The sequence below is a fragment of the Pseudomonas sp. 8(2025) genome, assembly GCF_052665325.1.
On the sequence record NZ_JBQOIE010000007.1, the window covers coordinates 29,682 to 47,710 of the forward strand.

Annotated in this window: 17 protein-coding genes; 9 read left to right on the forward strand and 8 right to left on the reverse strand. The window is 63.5% G+C overall.

The genetic code is table 11. The features are described from left to right. The first annotated feature begins 119 nt into the window (after positions 1–119). On the forward strand, positions 120–1,685 hold the full coding sequence (gene ahpF, locus ACUXVH_RS15000; RefSeq protein ID WP_065364211.1) for an alkyl hydroperoxide reductase subunit F: 1,566 nt from the start codon (positions 120–122) through the stop codon (positions 1,683–1,685). A 172-nt stretch (positions 1,686–1,857) separates the two neighbouring features. On the opposite strand, the gene gloA is transcribed toward ahpF, so the two are convergent. Then, positions 1,858–2,379 (reverse strand): lactoylglutathione lyase, encoded by a 522-nt coding sequence (gloA, locus tag ACUXVH_RS15005; protein WP_065364210.1) that lies wholly within the window; start codon positions 2,377–2,379, stop codon positions 1,858–1,860. 198 nt (positions 2,380–2,577) lie between these two features. On the opposite strand from gloA, the gene ACUXVH_RS15010 reads away from it, so the two are divergent. After that, positions 2,578–3,105 (forward strand): DUF4946 domain-containing protein, encoded by a 528-nt coding sequence (locus tag ACUXVH_RS15010; protein WP_445495259.1) that lies wholly within the window; start codon positions 2,578–2,580, stop codon positions 3,103–3,105. Positions 3,106–3,335: 230 nt separating this feature from the next. On the opposite strand, the gene ACUXVH_RS15015 is transcribed toward ACUXVH_RS15010, so the two are convergent. The 3 genes from ACUXVH_RS15015 to ACUXVH_RS15025 form a co-directional block, all read right to left on the reverse strand. Next, positions 3,336–3,701: a histone-like nucleoid-structuring protein, MvaT/MvaU family gene (locus ACUXVH_RS15015; protein ID WP_011061673.1), complete on the reverse strand. Its 366-nt coding sequence runs from the start codon at positions 3,699–3,701 to the stop codon at positions 3,336–3,338. Between the two features lie 243 nt (positions 3,702–3,944). Further along, complete coding sequence (locus tag ACUXVH_RS15020; RefSeq protein ID WP_065364209.1) at positions 3,945–5,483, reverse strand: EAL domain-containing protein; 1,539 nt, start codon at positions 5,481–5,483, stop codon at positions 3,945–3,947. A gap of 89 nt (positions 5,484–5,572) precedes the next feature. Further along, positions 5,573–6,445, reverse strand: coding sequence for a LysR family transcriptional regulator (locus tag ACUXVH_RS15025; protein ID WP_041118536.1), 873 nt, complete (start codon positions 6,443–6,445; stop codon positions 5,573–5,575). 85 nt (positions 6,446–6,530) lie between these two features. Here ACUXVH_RS15025 and ACUXVH_RS15030 point away from each other — a divergent pair, with 85 nt between their 5' ends. The 3 genes from ACUXVH_RS15030 to hpaR all read left to right on the forward strand — a co-directional run bounded on the left by ACUXVH_RS15030 (position 6,531) and on the right by hpaR (position 9,366). Further along, positions 6,531–7,487: a DMT family transporter gene (locus ACUXVH_RS15030; RefSeq protein ID WP_065364208.1), complete on the forward strand. Its 957-nt coding sequence runs from the start codon at positions 6,531–6,533 to the stop codon at positions 7,485–7,487. Positions 7,488–7,738: 251 nt separating this feature from the next. Then, on the forward strand, positions 7,739–8,815 hold the full coding sequence (gene hppD, locus ACUXVH_RS15035; RefSeq protein ID WP_011061669.1) for a 4-hydroxyphenylpyruvate dioxygenase: 1,077 nt from the start codon (positions 7,739–7,741) through the stop codon (positions 8,813–8,815). Positions 8,816–8,943: 128 nt separating this feature from the next. Next, positions 8,944–9,366: a homoprotocatechuate degradation operon regulator HpaR gene (hpaR, locus tag ACUXVH_RS15040; RefSeq protein ID WP_011061668.1), complete on the forward strand. Its 423-nt coding sequence runs from the start codon at positions 8,944–8,946 to the stop codon at positions 9,364–9,366. A gap of 48 nt (positions 9,367–9,414) precedes the next feature. Here the strand turns inward: hpaR and rarD are convergent, their stop codons facing one another. From rarD to ACUXVH_RS15055, 3 genes are all read right to left on the reverse strand, one after another. Further along, the gene (rarD, locus tag ACUXVH_RS15045; RefSeq protein WP_015635880.1) at positions 9,415–10,296 is read right to left on the reverse strand and encodes an EamA family transporter RarD; all 882 of its coding nucleotides are present in this window, start codon (positions 10,294–10,296) and stop codon (positions 9,415–9,417) included. A gap of 204 nt (positions 10,297–10,500) precedes the next feature. After that, the gene (locus tag ACUXVH_RS15050) at positions 10,501–11,514 is read right to left on the reverse strand and encodes an aldo/keto reductase (RefSeq protein ID WP_053151983.1); all 1,014 of its coding nucleotides are present in this window, start codon (positions 11,512–11,514) and stop codon (positions 10,501–10,503) included. Between the two features lie 227 nt (positions 11,515–11,741). Then, on the reverse strand, positions 11,742–12,641 hold the full coding sequence (locus ACUXVH_RS15055; protein ID WP_065364207.1) for a LysR family transcriptional regulator: 900 nt from the start codon (positions 12,639–12,641) through the stop codon (positions 11,742–11,744). A gap of 100 nt (positions 12,642–12,741) precedes the next feature. On the opposite strand from ACUXVH_RS15055, the gene ACUXVH_RS15060 reads away from it, so the two are divergent. Then, entirely contained in the window at positions 12,742–13,473 is a 732-nt protein-coding gene (locus ACUXVH_RS15060; protein WP_053151981.1) for an SDR family oxidoreductase, read from the forward strand. Then, positions 13,470–13,880 (forward strand): hypothetical protein, encoded by a 411-nt coding sequence (locus ACUXVH_RS15065; protein ID WP_065364206.1) that lies wholly within the window; start codon positions 13,470–13,472, stop codon positions 13,878–13,880. The genes ACUXVH_RS15060 and ACUXVH_RS15065 overlap by 4 nt, the downstream gene beginning before the upstream one ends. 78 nt (positions 13,881–13,958) lie before the next feature. On the opposite strand, the gene ACUXVH_RS15070 is transcribed toward ACUXVH_RS15065, so the two are convergent. Continuing rightward, on the reverse strand, positions 13,959–15,269 hold the full coding sequence (locus ACUXVH_RS15070; RefSeq protein ID WP_011061662.1) for an MFS transporter: 1,311 nt from the start codon (positions 15,267–15,269) through the stop codon (positions 13,959–13,961). 191 nt (positions 15,270–15,460) lie between these two features. On the opposite strand from ACUXVH_RS15070, the gene ACUXVH_RS15075 reads away from it, so the two are divergent. Both ACUXVH_RS15075 and ACUXVH_RS15080 read left to right on the forward strand, forming a co-directional pair. Continuing rightward, positions 15,461–16,582 carry a sugar diacid recognition domain-containing protein gene (locus tag ACUXVH_RS15075; protein WP_065364205.1) on the forward strand — a complete coding sequence of 374 codons (1,122 nt, stop codon included), beginning with the start codon at positions 15,461–15,463 and terminating at the stop codon, positions 16,580–16,582. Positions 16,583–16,841: 259 nt separating this feature from the next. Further along, on the forward strand, positions 16,842–17,981 hold the full coding sequence (locus ACUXVH_RS15080) for a glycerate kinase (RefSeq protein WP_065364204.1): 1,140 nt from the start codon (positions 16,842–16,844) through the stop codon (positions 17,979–17,981). The last annotated feature ends 48 nt before the right edge of the window (positions 17,982–18,029 follow it).

An 18,029-nucleotide genomic window follows, 5' to 3' on the forward strand; every position in this document is an offset into this window, starting at 1 on the left:
TGCATTACCCAAGGGCGGTGATCCGCACTTAAGTCAGCTGCACCGCCCTCAAACAACGCCCGGGCGAGATTCGCTCGGGCGTTGTTTTTTCTACCGAATCAAAACAGGAGATCGCCCGTATGTTGGACGCCAATCTTAAAGCTCAGTTGAAGTCTTACCTGGAACGGGTCACCCAGCCGATCGAGATCGTAGCCTCCCTCGACGACGGTGCGAAATCCCAGGAAATGCTCGCGTTACTCAAAGACATTGTCAGTCTTTCCAACCAGATTACCTTGCTCGATAACGGCAGCGACGCGCGCAAGCCTTCGTTCTCGTTGAATCGCCCGGGAAGTGATATCAGCCTGCGTTTCGCCGGTATTCCCATGGGCCACGAATTCACTTCCCTGGTGTTGGCCTTGCTGCAAGTGGGTGGCCATCCATCCAAGGCCAGTACCGAGGTGATCGAGCAGATCCGCTCGCTCAAGGGCGAGTTCAATTTCGAAACCTACTTCTCGCTGTCCTGCCAGAACTGCCCGGACGTGGTCCAGGCGCTGAACCTGATGGCGGTGCTCAACCCCAACATCCGTCACGTGGCCATCGATGGCGCGCTGTTCCAGGCCGAAGTCGATGAACGCAAGGTCATGGCGGTGCCCAGTGTCTACCTCAATGGTGTGAACTTCGGCCAGGGGCGCATGGGGCTGGAGGAAATCCTCGCCAAGCTCGACACCGGTGCGGTGGAGAAGCAGGCGCAGAAACTCAACGCCAAGGAAGCCTTCGACGTGCTGGTGGTCGGCGGTGGTCCAGCGGGTGCTTCGGCAGCCATCTATGCCGCTCGCAAAGGCATCCGTACCGGTGTGGCTGCCGAGCGTTTCGGTGGCCAGGTGCTGGACACCATGGCGATCGAGAACTTCATCTCGGTGCAGGCAACTGAAGGGCCGAAGCTGGCCGCCGCCCTGGAAGAGCACGTCAAGCAGTACGACGTGGACATCATGAACCTGCAGCGGGCCAGTGCCCTGGTGCCGGCCAAGGAAGTCGGCGGCTTGCACGAGATCCAGTTCGAAAGCGGCGCCAGCCTCAAGGCCAAGTCGGTGATCCTGGCTACCGGTGCCCGCTGGCGCGAGATGGGCGTGCCGGGTGAGCAGGAATACAAGGCCAAGGGCGTGTGCTTCTGCCCGCACTGCGACGGCCCGCTGTTCAAGGGCAAGCGTGTGGCGGTGATTGGCGGCGGCAACTCCGGTGTCGAAGCGGCCATCGACCTGGCGGGTATCGTCAGCCACGTGACCCTGCTGGAGTTCGACAGCAAGCTGCGGGCGGATGCGGTGTTGCAGCGCAAGCTCTTCAGCCTGCCCAACGTCAAAGTCATCACCAGCGCCTTGACCAGCGAAGTGAAGGGTGACGGCCAGAAGGTCACCGGCCTGGCCTACAAGGACCGTGATTCGGGCGAGTTCCACACGGTGGACCTGGAAGGCATCTTTGTGCAGATCGGCCTGTTGCCCAACACCGATTGGCTCAAGGGCACCGTCGAGCTGTCGCCTCGTGGCGAGATCATCGTCGATGCCCGCGGCGAGACTTCGCTGCCTGGGGTATTTGCTGCAGGTGACGTCACCACGGTGCCCTACAAGCAGATCGTGATAGCCGTGGGCGAGGGCGCCAAGGCTTCCCTCAGTGCATTCGATCACTTGATCCGTACCTCAGCACCGGCTTGATCGGTCGCTTAGAAAAACAAAACCCCATGAGCCTGGCTCATGGGGTTTTTTATTGCTGTGCCGGCAGGCACCGGCTTGTCGCTGAAGTGGCCGCTGGGTCTTGCGCCGCCCTTGAGAAGGGGAGTGCTGACAATCCAGCTTCTACACAGGCCGGCTTCGCACCTGCATAGGTTTACAGCGGTGCTGGCTGGATGATCTCGACCCAGTAGCCGTCCGGGTCCTTGATGAAGGCCAGGCTTTTCATCCGGCCATCGTTCAGGCGCTTCTGGAAATCGCAGCCCAGGGCTACGAAGCGCTCGCAGGCGGCGACGATGTCCGGCACCGAGATACAGATGTGGCCGAAGCCGCGCGGGTCGCTGTTGCCGTTGTGGTAGGCGAAGGCTGGATCGTTCTCGGTGCCGTGGTTGTGGGTCAGTTCGAGAATGCCGGGAATCGACTTCATCCACTCGGTTCGCGCGCCAGCGTCTGCCGGGATCTGTGCCTTGTCCACCAGGGCCAGGAAGTACAGGCTGAACTCGGCTTCAGGGAAGTCGCGTTTTTCCACCAGGGAAAAGCCCAGGACCCGGGTGTAGAAGTCCAGGGAGCGAGTGATGTCCTTGACGCGCAACATGGTGTGGTTGAACACGAAACGGGCAGTGGCCGCATCCGGTTGGGCGGTCACGCCGGGAAAGGTATTGAGTTCGTTGAGGCTCATGGGCCCTCCAGAAGAAAGTGCGGCCAAGACTGCTTGCCGGGGCAAGCAGCCTTGGCTGGCAATGGTTCGGACATCCTTGGGATCGGGCAATGATACGCAAGTGGGTCGGCTGGCGCCAAACCCAAAGCTCCTGATCTATTGCCCATTCCTGGCGCCGGGCTCAGACTTCCAGGCCCCTTTACCTCAGTGTGCAAACGCATGATCGAGTCTTTTAAGTTCCGCGCCGCAGCTCTGTTGCTACTGGCGCTGGCCGGTGTTGCAGAGGCCGAGCCGCAAGTGACCTGGCCCCAGGGCTGGACGGTGGAACCGCTGCCGGCCCCAGAAGGCGAAGAGGCCGCCAAGGTGTCTCGGCAGAGAGCGGTCAAGAGCGATATCGCTGGCAATCCACTCATGGTCATGGAGTTGACCATGACTCAGGTGGACAGTGGGCATGTAGTCAATCTGCAGGGGGTATTGCTGGAGATGCGCAAGTCGGTGCAAAAGGACTTTGCCCAGGGTGGTTATCAGAGTGTCTGTAACAAGATTCATGCCGCGCAGTTGAGTCGTCTCGAGGCGCTGGAGACTACTTGCACCATTACCCAGAATGGCCGGCATGTGCTCTCGCAAACATTGGTGGCGGCACTGAATGGGGATAAGGCTTATGTACTTTCATACGCTGGCCAGGCTGCGGCTTTTGCCGAGAGCCAGGATGAAATACTCGCTGTACGAAATGGCCTTAAACTTTAAGGAAAAATCTGAACCAATCGGTTCGCTTTCTGCAGGTTGCCCGTTCGTTAGCGAAAAGGCATTAAGCCTGAAGTTGCTCGGGAATCAGACGTTATTGCGCGATGTATCGGCTAGGGGGAGGGGTGGGATCCCGCTCGGCTCTTCCCTTAGATGCAAGTCGTAATAAGAATTTTCTTAATCAATGTAAAAGGCCCTACATATGCAGGGCCTTTTTCGGGGTGCGGCTTTGTTCAAGCGCGCAGCCAGGAATCCACAGTGGCGGCACCGTACTGTTCTTTCCAGGCCTTCAGGCCGCGGTGATTGCCGCCTTTGGTTTCGATCAGTTCACCGGTGTGCGGGTTCTGGTAGACCTTGACCACGCGGGCACGGCGCTGCTTGGGGGCGTTGGCCTGTGGCTGGCCGGCCTTGCCCTGGTTGGGATCAAGGATGGCGATGATGTCACGCAGGCTCTTGTCGTAGGACTTCATCAGGGCCTGGAGCTTTTCTTCGAACTCGATTTCCTTCTTGAGCCCGGCGTCGTTTTTCAGGGATTCAAGCTGCGCGAGCTGTTCTTGAAGTGCTTTTTCTGCAGCACGAAACTCAGCAAGTCTGGACAATATCTTCACTCCACTAGTCTATTTGGCTGATACAAACCACAAACAAAGCTATAAGCCATGAGCCGATTAAGGCTCGATTAAGTGGCCTACCTGTGAATCTTGTACAGGCGGGAAAAATTGTAGTAGTTAATGCATCGAGAGTAAATCAGGTTGTTCTTGTTAAATGCGATATTGACCAATTGATTCAAATTTGTGCAGGCCCCGAGTTGTTAGATCCAGCACTTTTTGTTCGGGTATGGCTATTTAATGGCGCGCCAGGGCTGCAACAAATTCGGCACTGGGCATGGGCCGTCCGAATAAATAACCTTGCAGGAAATCCACCCCTTTAGCTGCTAGATAATCCCGCTGTTCTGCAGTTTCAATACCTTCGGCGACAATGCCCAGATCGAGTTTGGCCGAGAGTTCGATAATGCTGTCGAGTATATGCAGGGACAGTGCGTCGGCACCGATCATGGCGACGAAACTCTGATCGATCTTCAAATAATCCACATTGAACTGGCGCAGATAACCCAGGCTGGAATGCCCGGTACCGAAGTCGTCGATGGCGATCATCACACCCAGTTCGTGCAGGGCGGCAAACAGCTGGTGGGTGGTGGCCGTGGGCTCGATCAGTTCGCGTTCGGTCAACTCCAGCACCAGGATCACCTTGCCTGGGGGGAAGCCGGTGAGGAACTCCCGGCAGTCCTCCAGCAACTGCAGGTCATGGCAATGGCTGGCGGTGATGTTGATACCTATGTGGAAACCGTCGGTAAAGTGCGCGGCATGGGGCGCCAGGGCTTGTTGGGTCTGCTGCATCAGCGAGCGGGTCATGGGCACGATCAGCCCCGAATGCTCGGCGAAGGGGATGAACAGGTCCGGGCGCACCAGCCCCTCTTTCGGATGCTGCCAGCGCATCAGGACTTCGATGCCGGCCCACGCCAGGGTGTCCCCGCGCACCACCGGCTGAAAGTACGGAATGAACTCCTGGGCCCCCAGTGCCCGTTGCAGCTCGTGGGTGGGGGAGGCGGAGCGCTTTTGCAGCCAGTGGGCAAGTACGCCTGCCGCCGCGCCGAAAAACACCAGCAGGCTGAACAGCGCCGGGTACTGGCTCTTCATGTAGTTCCACACGTCGCCCTCGGGAAACCCCGAGCTGACGCTGTAGGGATAGCGCGATGAGCTCAGTTGCTGGCTGGCCACGGCCGCCAGTGGCGGGCTGCCCTCGTGGACACGGCCGTCGCTGGACAGCCAATGCCCGCCGACCTGCAATTGCAGGTCGGCGAAGCGGCTGATCAGGCGCAGGGCATTGGTCAGGTGATAGCCGTCGATGGTGGCCAGGGCGGCGCGATCGCCCTCGCTCCAGCGATAGACCAGCAGGGCCGTGTCGGGGGTGACAGGGTTGCCGCTCATCAGCCAGAGGCGGCCGTCCACGTAGTCCAGGGGGTTGAGCGGGACTGCGAAACTGCCGAGCAGGGAGCTGCAATAGTTGTTGTTGCGCCACACCAGGTTGGTCGAGCGCACGAACGGTCGGCGGGTGACCTGTTCGCGCAGGGCCAGTTGCCGGACTTCATCACAATCGCGGCCCACCTGGGGCAGCAGCGCCCTGGCGGCGATGTCGGTGTTGTCGAGCATCAGGTCGAACTGGCGGATGGCCTCTTCGGCGGTTTCCAGGCTGCTGTGCATCAGTGTTCGTTCGGCCTGGGCGTAGAGGATGAGGGCGCCGAGCCCGATGGGAAGAAGCATGGCCAGCAATGTCCAGAAGGTACGGGTAGAGCGCTTCAATGGACCTTTGGCGGTCAGGGGCATGGATCGGACCTGTGGGAGGGCGAGGGGGAGGATGGCACCGGGGGGCATGGCCCCTGCGGCTGTCTTGATCATCGCAGGATAGCCGGCTTTTACCGGCGATAAAGGCGCTGCGCGTGCTGGATGAAGGCCAGGGCCGCCGGCGACGCCTGGCGTCGGTCGAGCACCGCGATCCCCACTTGGCGGCGCACGGCAGGCTCCAGGGGGCGGCTGGTGTAGCGCGGGTCCGCGGCCTGGGGCAGGGACAACTCGGCAACGATGCTCAAGGCATCGCCGCGGGCCACGGTTTCCAGGGTGCTCAGCAGTTGGGTGCTGCGGTAGCGGATATTGGGCCGCAGGCCGGCACCGATGAACAGGCGTGACACCAGCTCCGCCGAGCCGGCTTCGGTGAGCACGAAGGGGTCATGGCACAGTTGGTCCAGGCGCAGTTGCGCTTCACTGGCCAGGGCGTGGCTGGCTGGAATCAATGCCAGCAACTGGTCCTCGACCACAGGCACGGTGTCGAAGCGCTCCTGGGGCAACACCACGAAGCCCAGGTCCACCCGTCGTTCTTCCAGCCATTGCAGGACCTGGCGATCGGGGCCTTCGTCGATATGCACTTCGATGTCCGGATATTCGCGGCGGTAGTCGTGAAGAATCCGGGGCAGGAGGCGGATCGACGAGGTGGGGCCGAACGAGCCGATGCGCAAGGTGCCGCGCTTCATGCCCCGGGCATCCGCGGCTTCCTGGGCCAGGGTCGCCGCCAGGCCGAGCATGGCCCGGGCGCGCAGCAGCAACTGGGTGCCGATGTCGGTGAGTTCGACCTGGGCCTGGTGCCGGCGAAACAGGTCCACCTGCAGCTCCTGCTCCAGTGACTTGATGGCATGAGACACCGCCGACTGGGTGATGCCCAGGCGCGTGGCGGCGCTGGTAAAGCCCTGGAGTTCGGCCACCAGGGAAAAGATCTCCAGCTGGGTCAGGGTCATGAGTAAAAGCTCATTTTACGATGATCAGGCATTAGACAAAAAATGGTCGTGCAGTACAAACCCATTGCCTCAGAGCGTCTTGACCATGAGTGAAAGCAATATCAACGGCCCCCTGGCGGGCGAATACCGGGACCTGGCGGTGTATGGCCGCCTGGCGACAGTCACCATGATCTGGGGCGGCACCTTCGTTGCCGGGCGCTACCTGGCCGGCGGGCTCTCGCCCTTGCTGGCCGCCAGCCTGCGGTTCCTGCTGGCCAGCCTGGCCCTGCTCGGCTTCATGGCCGTGGCGCGCATTCCCCTGGTGCGGCCCAGCCTCAGGCAGTTCGGCCAACTGGCACTATTGGGGTTCTTCGGGATCTTCTTCTACAACCTGTGTTTCTTCCTCGGCCTGGAGCAGGTCAAGGCTTCTCGGGCATCGTTGATCGTGGCCCTGAACCCGGCAGTGATTGCCCTGGCGTCCTGGGCGCTGTTCAAGGAGCGCCTGGGCCGGCGCAAGCTGTTGGGCATTGCCCTGTGCCTCTGTGGCGCGGCCCTGGTGATCTGCAGCCGTGACCCTTCGGCCCTGGCGGCGCAGGCCGGGAGCTGGCAAGGCGACCTGCTGATTCTTGGTTGCGTGCTGGGCTGGGGCGTGTACTCGCTGTTCTCCAGGGGGCTGAACCACAGCCTGGGCTCATTGCAAACCGTGACCTGCTCGATCCTCCTGGGCACCCTGATGCTCTGCGCCGCCACCCTGATCCGTGGCGAGTTCGACCTGCAGGCGGTGGCTCGCCTGAACCTGGCCCAGGGCTTGAGCCTGCTGTACCTGGGCGTGCTGGGTTCGGCGCTGGCCTATATCTGGTATTACGACGGCTTGCGGCGGATTGGTGCCACCCGTTGCGGTGTATTCATCGCCCTCAATCCGCTGACGGCGGTGATCCTCGGCGCGCTCGTGCTGGGAGAACAGTTGAGCCCGGTGATGGGGTTGGGCGGGGCGCTGATTCTCGGCGGTATCTACCAGTGCAACAAACCCCTTGCGGGCGGGGCAAAAAAGGCGATTTTATAGAGAATGCGGACAAAGGCTTTTACGCTGTGTAGAATCCGGTTACGCATACAATAATAAAGTCTTCTGGCAGCAGAAGCCTCGCCCCCCAGCCTGTAAGACAGGGTCGAAATGAAGATTCTCGGGTTTCAACTGATCTATGGTGACTTCCTCGCCCGCAGCGTGCGCGGTATCTCCTGTGCGCCACCGTCCCTCCTCAGCATTGCTAGCAACTAACGATCCGTTAATTCTAAAAATATGATGAGGCGCCAACCATGGCAGATATCTTCGAAAACCCAATGGGCCTGATGGGCTTTGAATTCATCGAATTCGCATCGCCTACCCCCAACACCCTCGAACCGATCTTCGAGATCATGGGTTTCACCAAAGTCGCGACCCATCGTTCCAAAGACGTGCATCTGTATCGCCAGGGTGCGATCAACCTGATCCTCAACAACGAACCCCATAGCGTCGCTTCCTACTTCGCGGCCGAGCACGGTCCGTCGGTGTGCGGCATGGCGTTCCGGGTCAAGGATTCGCAAAAGGCCTACAACCGCGCCCTGGAACTGGGCGCCCAGCCGATTCACATTGAAACCGGCCCGATGGAACTGAACCTGCCGGCGATCAAGGGCATTGGCGGCGCGCCGCTGTACCTGATCGACCGTTTCGGCGAGGGCAGCTCGATCTACGACATCGACTTCGTGTTCCTCGAAGGCGTGGACCGCAACCCCAAGGGCGCGGGTCTGAAGATCATCGACCACCTGACCCACAACGTGTACCGCGGGCGCATGGCCTACTGGGCCGGCTTCTACGAGAAGCTGTTCAACTTCCGCGAGATCCGCTACTTCGACATCAAGGGCGAGTACACCGGCCTGACTTCCAAGGCCATGACCGCTCCGGATGGCATGATCCGCATCCCGCTGAACGAGGAATCGTCCAAGGGCGCCGGGCAGATCGAGGAGTTCCTGATGCAGTTCAATGGCGAGGGCATCCAGCACGTGGCCTTCCTCACCGACGACCTGGTCAAGACCTGGGACGCCCTGAAGAAGATCGGCATGCGCTTCATGACCGCGCCACCGGACACCTACTACGAAATGCTCGAAGGGCGCCTGCCGAACCACGGCGAGCCGGTCAACGAGCTGCAATCGCGGGGCATCCTGCTGGACGGTTCTTCGGAAGCCGGCGACAAGCGCCTGCTGCTGCAGATCTTCTCGGAAACCCTGATGGGCCCGGTGTTCTTCGAATTCATCCAGCGCAAGGGCGACGATGGCTTCGGCGAGGGCAACTTCAAGGCACTGTTCGAATCGATCGAACGCGACCAGGTGCGTCGTGGCGTACTCGCCACCGAGTAAGCCCCGGCACGCTTGAGTCCAAGGCCCGATCAGGAGGTTTCTGGTCGGGCTTTATTTTGCCTGTCGGTTGGCGATTGTGAATGTGTTAATGTTTCGCCCCCGATTCCCAGCCCCTGACCGATGCCTCGATGAACACACCCAGACCTTCCCTGACCTTGACCCTGCTGCAGGCCCGTGAGGCCGCCATGGCGTTTTTCCGTCCCTCGCTGAACCAGCACGACCTGACCGAACAGCAATGGCGGGTGATCCGCATCCTGCGCCAGAACGGCGAGCTGGAGAGCCATCAGCTGGCGAAGATGGCCTGCATCCTGCCGCCGAGCATGACCGGCGTGCTGACCCGCCTGGAGCGCGACCAGTACGTCAGCCGGCGCAAGTCTCCGGAAGACCAGCGCCGCCTGTTCATCACCCTGACCGACAAGGGCCAGGCCTGTTTCGAATCCATGAGCGGCGACATGGAAATCAACTACCAGAAGATCCAGCAGCAGTTCGGCGAAGACAAGATGCAGGCCTTGCTGGCCCTGCTCAACGAACTGAAGCAGATCAAGCCCTGAGCCCGTATTGCAGGCCTTGATGCACGCGAGATACCCCCGCAGCCGGGCTCAGCCCCGGCGCTGGCGCAGCAGATGGCGCACGCCTTCGAGCACCAGGACCAGCACCGCCAGCCAGATCGGCACGTAGGTCAGCCATTCCCCGGCCTTGATGCTTTCCCCCAGCAGCAGCGCCACCAACAGCAGCAGTACCGGTTCCACATAGCTGAGCAGGCCGAACAGGCTGAAGGCCAGCAAGCGGCTGGCAATGATGTAGCACACCAGCGCCGAGGCACTGATCACCCCCAGCACGGGAATCAGCAGGTACAGCCAGGGTTGGGCCGCGACCACGGCAATGCCCTGTTCGCCGCTCTGCACCACCCACAGCGCCACCGGCATCAGCAGGGCCATGTCCACCCACAGGCCGCCCAGGTGGTCGGTGCCCAGGCGCTTGCGCAAGACGAAATACAGCGGGTAGCCCAGGGCCACCACCAGGGTCGCCCAGGAAAAGCTGCCCACCTGGTACAGCTCGTTGAGCACGCCGATGCAGGCCAGCACCGCTGCCAGCTTCTGCAGCCGCGACAGACGTTCGCCATAGACGATGCGTCCGGTCAGGACCATGGTCAGCGGCAGCAGGAAATAGCCCTGGGATACATCCAGGCTGTGGCCGTTGAGCGGTGCCCACATGAACAGCCAGAGCTGCACCCCGACCAGCGCCGACGACAGCAGCAGCGCCGGGCCCAGCACGGGCTTGCTGCGTACCCGTCGCAGCACCTCGTCGACCCGATGCCATTCACCGGCCAGGAGCATGAACAGGGTCATGCAGGGCAGGGTCAGCAACATCCGCCAGCCGAAGATCTCCACCCCGGTCAGGGGCGCCAGCAGCGAGGTGTAGAAATACATGACGGCAAACAGCACCGACGCCAGAACCGATAACGCAATACCTTTAGACACGCAGTCCTCGTAGAACCCGAACGCTCGGGATGCACAAAAAGAAGGGGAGAGTGGAGCGAGGGGGAATATAGAGGGTTTGCCCCGGGATTTTTGCTCTGTTTGCGACACCCCGGCGGGAAAATTTCTCGTTTGTGGCGCGGCCCGGCCTTCCAGGGAAAGGCCGGACTGCGATGGCTGCTGGGTTTGCGCGGCCAGGGCCCGTGTTTAGCCCAGGTGCGCAAAACGTCCGGAGACAAAATGGCCGACATCATTGAAACCGGGTGTCGAGGCGTGCCCCGGGGTCACCAGCGCGTCGATGAAGGCTTCGTCCTCAGGGCTGATCTTCACCTCCAGGGCCCGGGTGTAGGCGTCCCACTGGGCCTCGGTGCGCGGGCCGACAATGGCCGAGCTCACCGCCTGGTTGTTCAGTACCCAGGCAATGGCGAACTCGACGATCCCGGCCCCGCGCCCCTGGGCGTATTCCTGGATCTGCTGGGCGATGCGCAGGGATTCGACCCGCCATTCGGTCTCCAGAATGCGCTTGTCCTGGCGCCCGGCGCGGCTGCCGGCGTCCGGGGTGACGTCCGGCGCATACTTGCCGCTGAGCACACCACGGGCCAGGGGGCTGTAGGGCACCACGCCCAGGCCATAGGCGCGGGCGGCGGTGATCTGCTCGCCCTCCGCCTGGCGGTTGACGATGTTGTACAGCGGCTGGCTGATCACTGGGCGGTCCACCCCCAACTGGTCGGCGACTCGAATCGCCTCGGCAATCCGCCAGCCACGATAATTGGACAGGCCCCAGTAGCGGATCTTGCCCTGGCGCAACAGGTCGCCGATGGCCGAGATGCTCACCTCCAGAGGCGTGTTGTGGTCTTCGCGGTGCAGGTAGTAGATATCCAGGTAATCGGTGCCCAGGCGGGTCAGGCTGGCCTCGATGCCGTTGAAGATGTGCTTGCGGCTCAGGCCGCTGCGGTTGGGCACGCCGTCCACCGGACCGAAGCCGACCTTGGACGCCAGCACCCACTCATGGCGGTGGCTGGCAATGGCTTCGCCGACGATCTCCTCGGAGCGGCCCTGGGTATAGACGTCGGCGGTGTCGATGAAGTTGATCCCCTGGTCCCAGGCCTTGTCGATGATACGCAGCGAGTCTTCGGTACTGGTCTGCTCGCCGAACATCATGGTGCCCAGGGTCAGGGTGGAAACCTTGAGACCGGAATGGCCGAGGGTGCGATAGCTCATGGGCGGAATCCTTGTGCTAGAGGGCTGGCCAGTGCGTTTCCGGCCATGGGGGCGACCATCAAATACCACAACCCCGGGCCTCTGCAATGCCTGAATGGCGCCTCCTTGCCGGCACAGGTGCCCGTGAGATCGCTATCGCTGGCAAGCCCGCTCCTGCAAGGAGGTTCCGTAGGAGCCGGCTTGCCGGCGAACCGCGCAACGGCCAGCCGTCCCGGAGCCGCTGCGGGTCAGGGGCACAGCGCCCGGCAGCGCTGCAACACAAAGCTGTGCAGCAGGCGCACCCGCTGGGAAACCTGTAGGCGATGGGGGCACAGCAAGTTGAAGGGGGCCGGTTCCCCTTGCCAGTCGCCGAGCAGCGGCACCAGGCGCCCGGCGCGGATGTCCTCGGCCACATCCAGCCGGGCCTTGTAGACAATGCCGTGGCCGGCCAGGGCCCAGCGCCGGGCCACCTCACCGTCGTCGCACAGGTAATCGCCCCGCACCAGGACTTCGCGGGTTTCGCTGCCGCGGCTGAAACGCCAGCGGTCATAGGGCTGGCCGTTGCGCAGGTACAGCAGGGCGCTGTGCCCGGCCAGCGCCTCGGGGTTTTGCGGCACCCCGCAACGGGCCAGGTAGGCCGGGCTGGCGCAGGCGATGCGTCGGTGCCCGGGGAGAATCGACAAGGCCACCAGGCTGGAATCCTCGGGCACGCCAAACCGCAGGGCCACATCCACAGCGTCGCGGAACAGGTCGGCGTGGCGATCATCGAGCCGCAGTTGCAGGCGCAGTTGCGGGTGCTCGGCCTTGAATTCATCGAGCCAGGGAAGCAGGGCATTGCGCCCGAAGTCCGAGGGCGCCGACAGTTGCAGCACCCCGGCCAGGCCCAGGCTCTGCTGCTTGAGCGCCAGCTCGCCGTCCTCCAGGGTGGTCAGGGCCAGGCGCACGCTTTCCAGGTAGCGGCGGCCTTCCTCGGTGAGCCGCATGCTGCGGGTGGAACGCGCCAGCAGACGGCTGCCGAGGCGGGTTTCCAGGCGCTTGAGGGCGATGCTGGCGGCTGCGGCGGTCAGGCCCAGGGAGCGGGCCGCGGCGGAAATGCTCCCGGCATCGGCGGTGCGTACGAAGATTTCCAGGTCCAGTATCGAGCTCATTAATAAAAATCCTTTAAAGATCTTTGCGTTTTAGCTGGATTTTTCCTCGATTGGCAAGCTGGGAAGATGCAATCACTTTCAATCGCAGCAGGTGATCGCAATGACTCTTTCCAACTCAAGCCTGGCCCAGCAAACCTTGGTGGTGATTGGCGCCGGCAGCGGCATTGGCGCCGCGGTGGCGCGCCAGGCCGCGGCCCGTGGCGCTCGGGTGGTACTGGCGGGGCGCAGCCTCGAGGCCTTGCAGCGCCAGCAGGCACAGCTGCCGGAATCGGCCTGCAGCATCGCCGTGGACATTACCGATACCGCCAGTCTCCAGGCCTTGTTCGCCAGGGTGGGGGCCTTCGATCACCTGGTGATCAGCGCCGGTCCGGCCATTGCCGCCAAGCCCCTGGCCGACACCGATCTGCTGGATGCCCAGCGGGCTTTTGAGGTGAAGTTCTGGGGCGTGTGGCGCGCGGTCCAGGCGGCGCTGCCGACACTCGCGCCGCAAGGCAGCATCAGCCTGACCTCGGGCCTGCTGTCGCGCAAAATGGTCCCCGGGCAAGTGCTCAAGACCACCCTCAACGCCGCCCTCGAAGCCCTGGGCAAGCACCTGGCCAAGGAGCTGGCGCCACGCCGGGTGAATGTCATCAGCCCCGGGGTCACCGCCACCGAAGCCTATGCCGGGATGCCCGAGGACGCCCGCGAAGCCATGTTCGCCCGCACCGGTGCCAACCTGCCGGTGGGCCGCGTCGGCCAGCCGGATGAGGTGGCGGCGGCCTTTATCCTGGCCATGGAGAACGGCTTTATCAGCGGGAGCCTGATCGATGTCGATGGTGGAGGCCTGTTATGAGCTGGCGCTTCGATCACCTGGCGTTCAACTGCGCCGAGGGCGAGGCGTTGCAGCAGGCCTTCGCCGATCTGCTGGGCCTGCAAACGGGCCGGCGGCCGCCGTTTCCCTTTCCCGGGCGCTGGTTGTACCAGGGCGAGGCGGCGCTGGTGCACGTCATCGAACAGGCCCATTGCCCTGAGCCGCAACTGAGCCACATCGCCTTCAGTACCCAGGAGGCAGCCGAAGCCGTGTTGCGCCGGGTGCAGGCCAGTGGCCTGGAGCATCAAGTGGCGCAGGTGCCGGAAGACGGCATCTGGCAGATCTTCGTCCGCTTGCCCGGCGGCCTGGTGCTGGAGTTGGATGCTCCGGCGATGGGGGCGTTGAGCATCAGCCACGACTACGCCCGACAAGGTGGGGCACCGGCCTGAGCCCAGCCATGAAAAAGCCCGTTGGAGCCGAGGCTCGAACGGGCTTTTGTCGTGGCCGGGGCTGTGTAGTGCCGGGGCTTAGCGGTTCAGGGTGCGGGTCATGCGCAGCGCCAGCAGGCTGCCGGCAACAATTACCCCGGCCAGCAGGTACAGCGCGGCGTCGGTGGAACCGGTGCTGTCCTTGACCCAGCCGACGATATAGGGGCTGAGGAACCCGGCCATCTGGCCCATGGAGTTGATCAGCGCCAGGCCACCGGCAGCTGCACCGGCGCTGAGCAGGGCAGTGGGCACCGGCCAGAACATCGGCAGGCCGGTGAGGGCACCCATGGTGGCGAGGGTCAGGCCGAGAATGGCGATGGCCGGGTTGGCGGCGAAGTTAACCGCGATCAGCAGCCCCACGGCGCCCATCAGCATCGGCACCACAAGGTGCCAGCGGCGCTCCTTGCGCAGGTCCGCCGAGCGCCCCACCAGCAGCATGAACACCGCCGCCAGCAGATAGGGAATGGCACTCAGCCAGCCGATCACCAGGTTGTCGGCAAACCCCAGGTTCTTGATGATCGACGGCAGCCAGAAGTTGATCGCGTAAACCCCGCTCTGGATGCAGAAGTAGATCAGGCCGAAGGCCCAGATCGCCGGGTTCTTGAACACCGCGGCCAGGGAGTCGCTGGCGGTCTTGGGCTGGTTGGCGAGGTCGCTGGCCTGGTCGGCCTCCAGCACCGCGCGTTCAGTCGGGGTCAGCCACTTGGCATGGGCGAAGCTGTCGCTAAGCAGGAAGAACGCCAGGGCGCCGAGGATCACGGTAGGAATGCCCTGCAGCAGGAACATCCACTGCCAGCCGGCGAGGCCGCCCTGGCCGGCGGCGAAGTGGTTGAGGATCCAGCCGGAAAACGGGCTGCCCAGCAGGCCGGACACCGGGATCGCCGACATGAACAGGGCCATGATCCGGCCACGGCGGAAGGTCGGGAACCACTGCGAGAGGTACAGCACCACGCCGGGGAAGAAGCCGGCTTCGGCAGCCCCGGTGAACAGGCGCAGGGTGTAGAACTGGGTCGGCGTGGTGACGAACAGCAGGCAGGTGGACAAGGTGCCCCAGGTGATCATCATCAGCGCGATCCAGCGCCGCGGGCCGAACCGGTTCAGTGCCAGGTTGCTCGGCACGCCGCACAGCACGTAGCCGATGAAGAAAATCCCGGCGCCCAGGCCGTAGACCGTTTCGCTGAATTTCAAGGCATCGAGCATCTGCAACTTGGCGAAGCCAACGTTGACCCGGTCGAGGTAGTTGAACAGGTAGCAGACGAAGATGAAGGGGATCAGGCGCAGGGTGATGCGCTTGTAGACGGCGTTCTTGTCGTCAGCCTGGGCCAGTGGGGCAGCGGCGCTCTGTGACATGGTGTGTCTCTCTTTATTATGATTTTTCGCGGTGCAAGGGTAACGTTGACCGCCCTGAGAGTCTCGGTCACCGGCGCGGGCCTGTCTTTGTGCCGGCGCACAGCGATTGGCCCCGGGCCCTGTGCCACTGAACAACGCCGCGTACCCCGCGGCCCGCCCACGCAGCTGTAGCCGTCAAGGATCATCCCCCCATGTTCGAACTGGATCATGACCTGGCGCAGGATATTGTCGACCGCACGATGGCGATCCTGCCCTACAACGTCAACGTCATGGACAGCCAGGGCCTGATCCTTGGCAGCGGCGAGCCGGAGCGTATCAACACCCGGCACGAAGGCGCGCAACTGGTGCTGGCCAACGGCCGGGTGGTGGAGATCGACGAACCCACCGCGCGCCAGCTCAAGGGCGTGCAGCCGGGCATCAACCTGCCGTTGCTGCATGACCAGCGGCTGATCGGGGTGCTGGGCATTACCGGCGACCCGGCGCAGTTGCGCACCTATGCCGAACTGGTGCGCATGACCGCCGAGATGCTGGTGGGCCAGCGCCACCAGCAGGCCGAGCAGCAATGGCGGCGCCAGCGCTGCGACGACCTGCTGGCCCTGCTGCTGAGCGACGGCGGCGACTCACCGCGGCTGGTGGATGAAGCCCAGCAGATGGGCCTCAAGCCACAGCTGGCGCGTACGCCCTATCTGTTCGAACTGGCCCAGGAACCGACCTCGGGGCATGGCGTGGATAGCCTCAGCAGTTGGTTGCTGAGCCGCTATCCGGACAGCTGGTGCGTCAGCTCGTCGAAGAGTTCCCTGCTCTGGTGCCGCCCGGCGAGCCTGAGCCTGGACAACCCGCGGCTGCTGGAAAAGCTCGACGGCCAGGGCTGGAACATCCTGCGGGTGGCGGTGGGCGGGCAGGCCGAGGGCCTGGCCGGATTGCGCCGCTGCTACCGCCGGGTCGGCGACCTGCTGGCCTACGGCCGGGATATCCTGCCGGACGCGCGATTGCTCACCCTCAACCGCTACCGCCTGCCGGTGATGCTCTGGCGCCACCGCAACGATGACGCCCTGGACGAACTGCTGACGCCGTTGCGCAAGGTCCTGGCCAAGGACAGCAACGGCCAGTTGCTGGCGACCCTGCGTAGCTGGTGCGACCACGACGGCCAGAGCCAGGCCTGCGCCGATGCCCTGGGCATCCACCGCAACAGCCTGCGCTACCGCATGGAACGGATAGCCGAGCTCAGCGGCGTCGACCCCTTGCGCCTGGACGGCATGCTGGCTCTTTATCTTGGCGTACAGCTGCTGCCCCACCGCAGCGAGCCGGCCTGATTTATCGCGCCGATCTCCACCATCGCCTATCCCGATCCAACAGGGCCTTGCCTGGCAATCTCCAGCCAAACCTGTATCGCTTCCAAGACCCTCGCGAGCGCTACGCGCCCGTTCGCAGCCTGCGGCAGCGGTTTCAACGCTAGGCGAGGTTGCGCGGTTGTAGCAATGAACAATAAAGCGCCCTCGGACTTGTGCAGTGGCCCGGGGTCAGCGCCTGCGCCAGATGGCAGCATGGCGGCACAAGAACCGGAGAAAACCCATGAAGATCATCATCGCCCCCGACTCGTTCAAGGACAGCCTGAGTGCCGAAGGCGTGGCCCAGGCCATTGCCCAGGGGCTGGCGGATGTGTGGCCCGACGCCGAGCTGTGCCAATGCCCCATGGCCGACGGTGGCGAAGGGACGGTGGAATCGATTCTCGCCGCCTGTGACGGGCAACTGCGCAGCAACCGGGTCCAGGGGCCGCTGGGAGCGATCGTGGAGGCGCGCTGGGGCTGGCTGCCCCAGAGCCACACGGCAATCATCGAAATGGCCGAGGCCAGTGGCCTGCAACTGCTGGCGCTGGAGCAGCGCGATGCGTGCAACAGCAGCACCTTCGGCACCGGGGAGCTGATCCAGGCCGCTCTGGAGGCCGGTGCCCGGCGCATCATCCTGGCCATCGGCGGCAGCGCCACCAACGACGGCGGCGCGGGGGCCCTGCAGGCGCTGGGGGTCAAGCTGCTGGACCGCCAGGGCCGGATACTGCCTCGCGGCGGCCTGGCCCTGGCCGACCTCGCCCACATCGAACTGGATGCCATGGACCCGCGCCTGGCCCAGGTGCGCTTCGACATCGCCGCCGACGTCAACAACCCGCTGTGCGGCGAGCACGGCGCTTCAGCCATCTTCGGCCCGCAGAAAGGCGCCTCGGCGCAGCAGGTGCAGCAACTGGACCAGGCCCTGGGACACTTTGCCGACCTGTGCGCCCAGGTACTGCCCAAGGATGTGCGTGATGAACCCGGCAGCGGCGCGGCCGGTGGCCTGGGGTTTGCCGCCAAGGCGTTTCTCGGCGCGCAATTTCGTCCCGGGGTGGAAGTGGTGGCGGAACTGGTGGGCCTGGAACAGGCCGTGCGCGGTGCCGATCTGGTGATCACCGGTGAAGGTCGCTTCGACGCCCAGACCTTGCGCGGCAAGACCCCGTTCGGCGTGGCGCGCATCGCCCGTGAGCAGGGGGTTCCGGTGATTGTCATTGCCGGCACCCTGGGCGAGGGTTACCAGCAGATGTACGCCCACGGCGTGGATGCGGCCTTCGCCCTGACCTCAGGCCCCATGAGCCTGGAACAGGCCTGCCGCGAAGCTCCGCGTCTGCTGCGCGAACGCGCCGCCGACATCGCCCGCGTCTGGCGCCTGGCCAGCAACCACTAGGCACCCCGTAGGAGCTGGCTTGCCAGCGAATAGGCCCTCAAGCCTTGC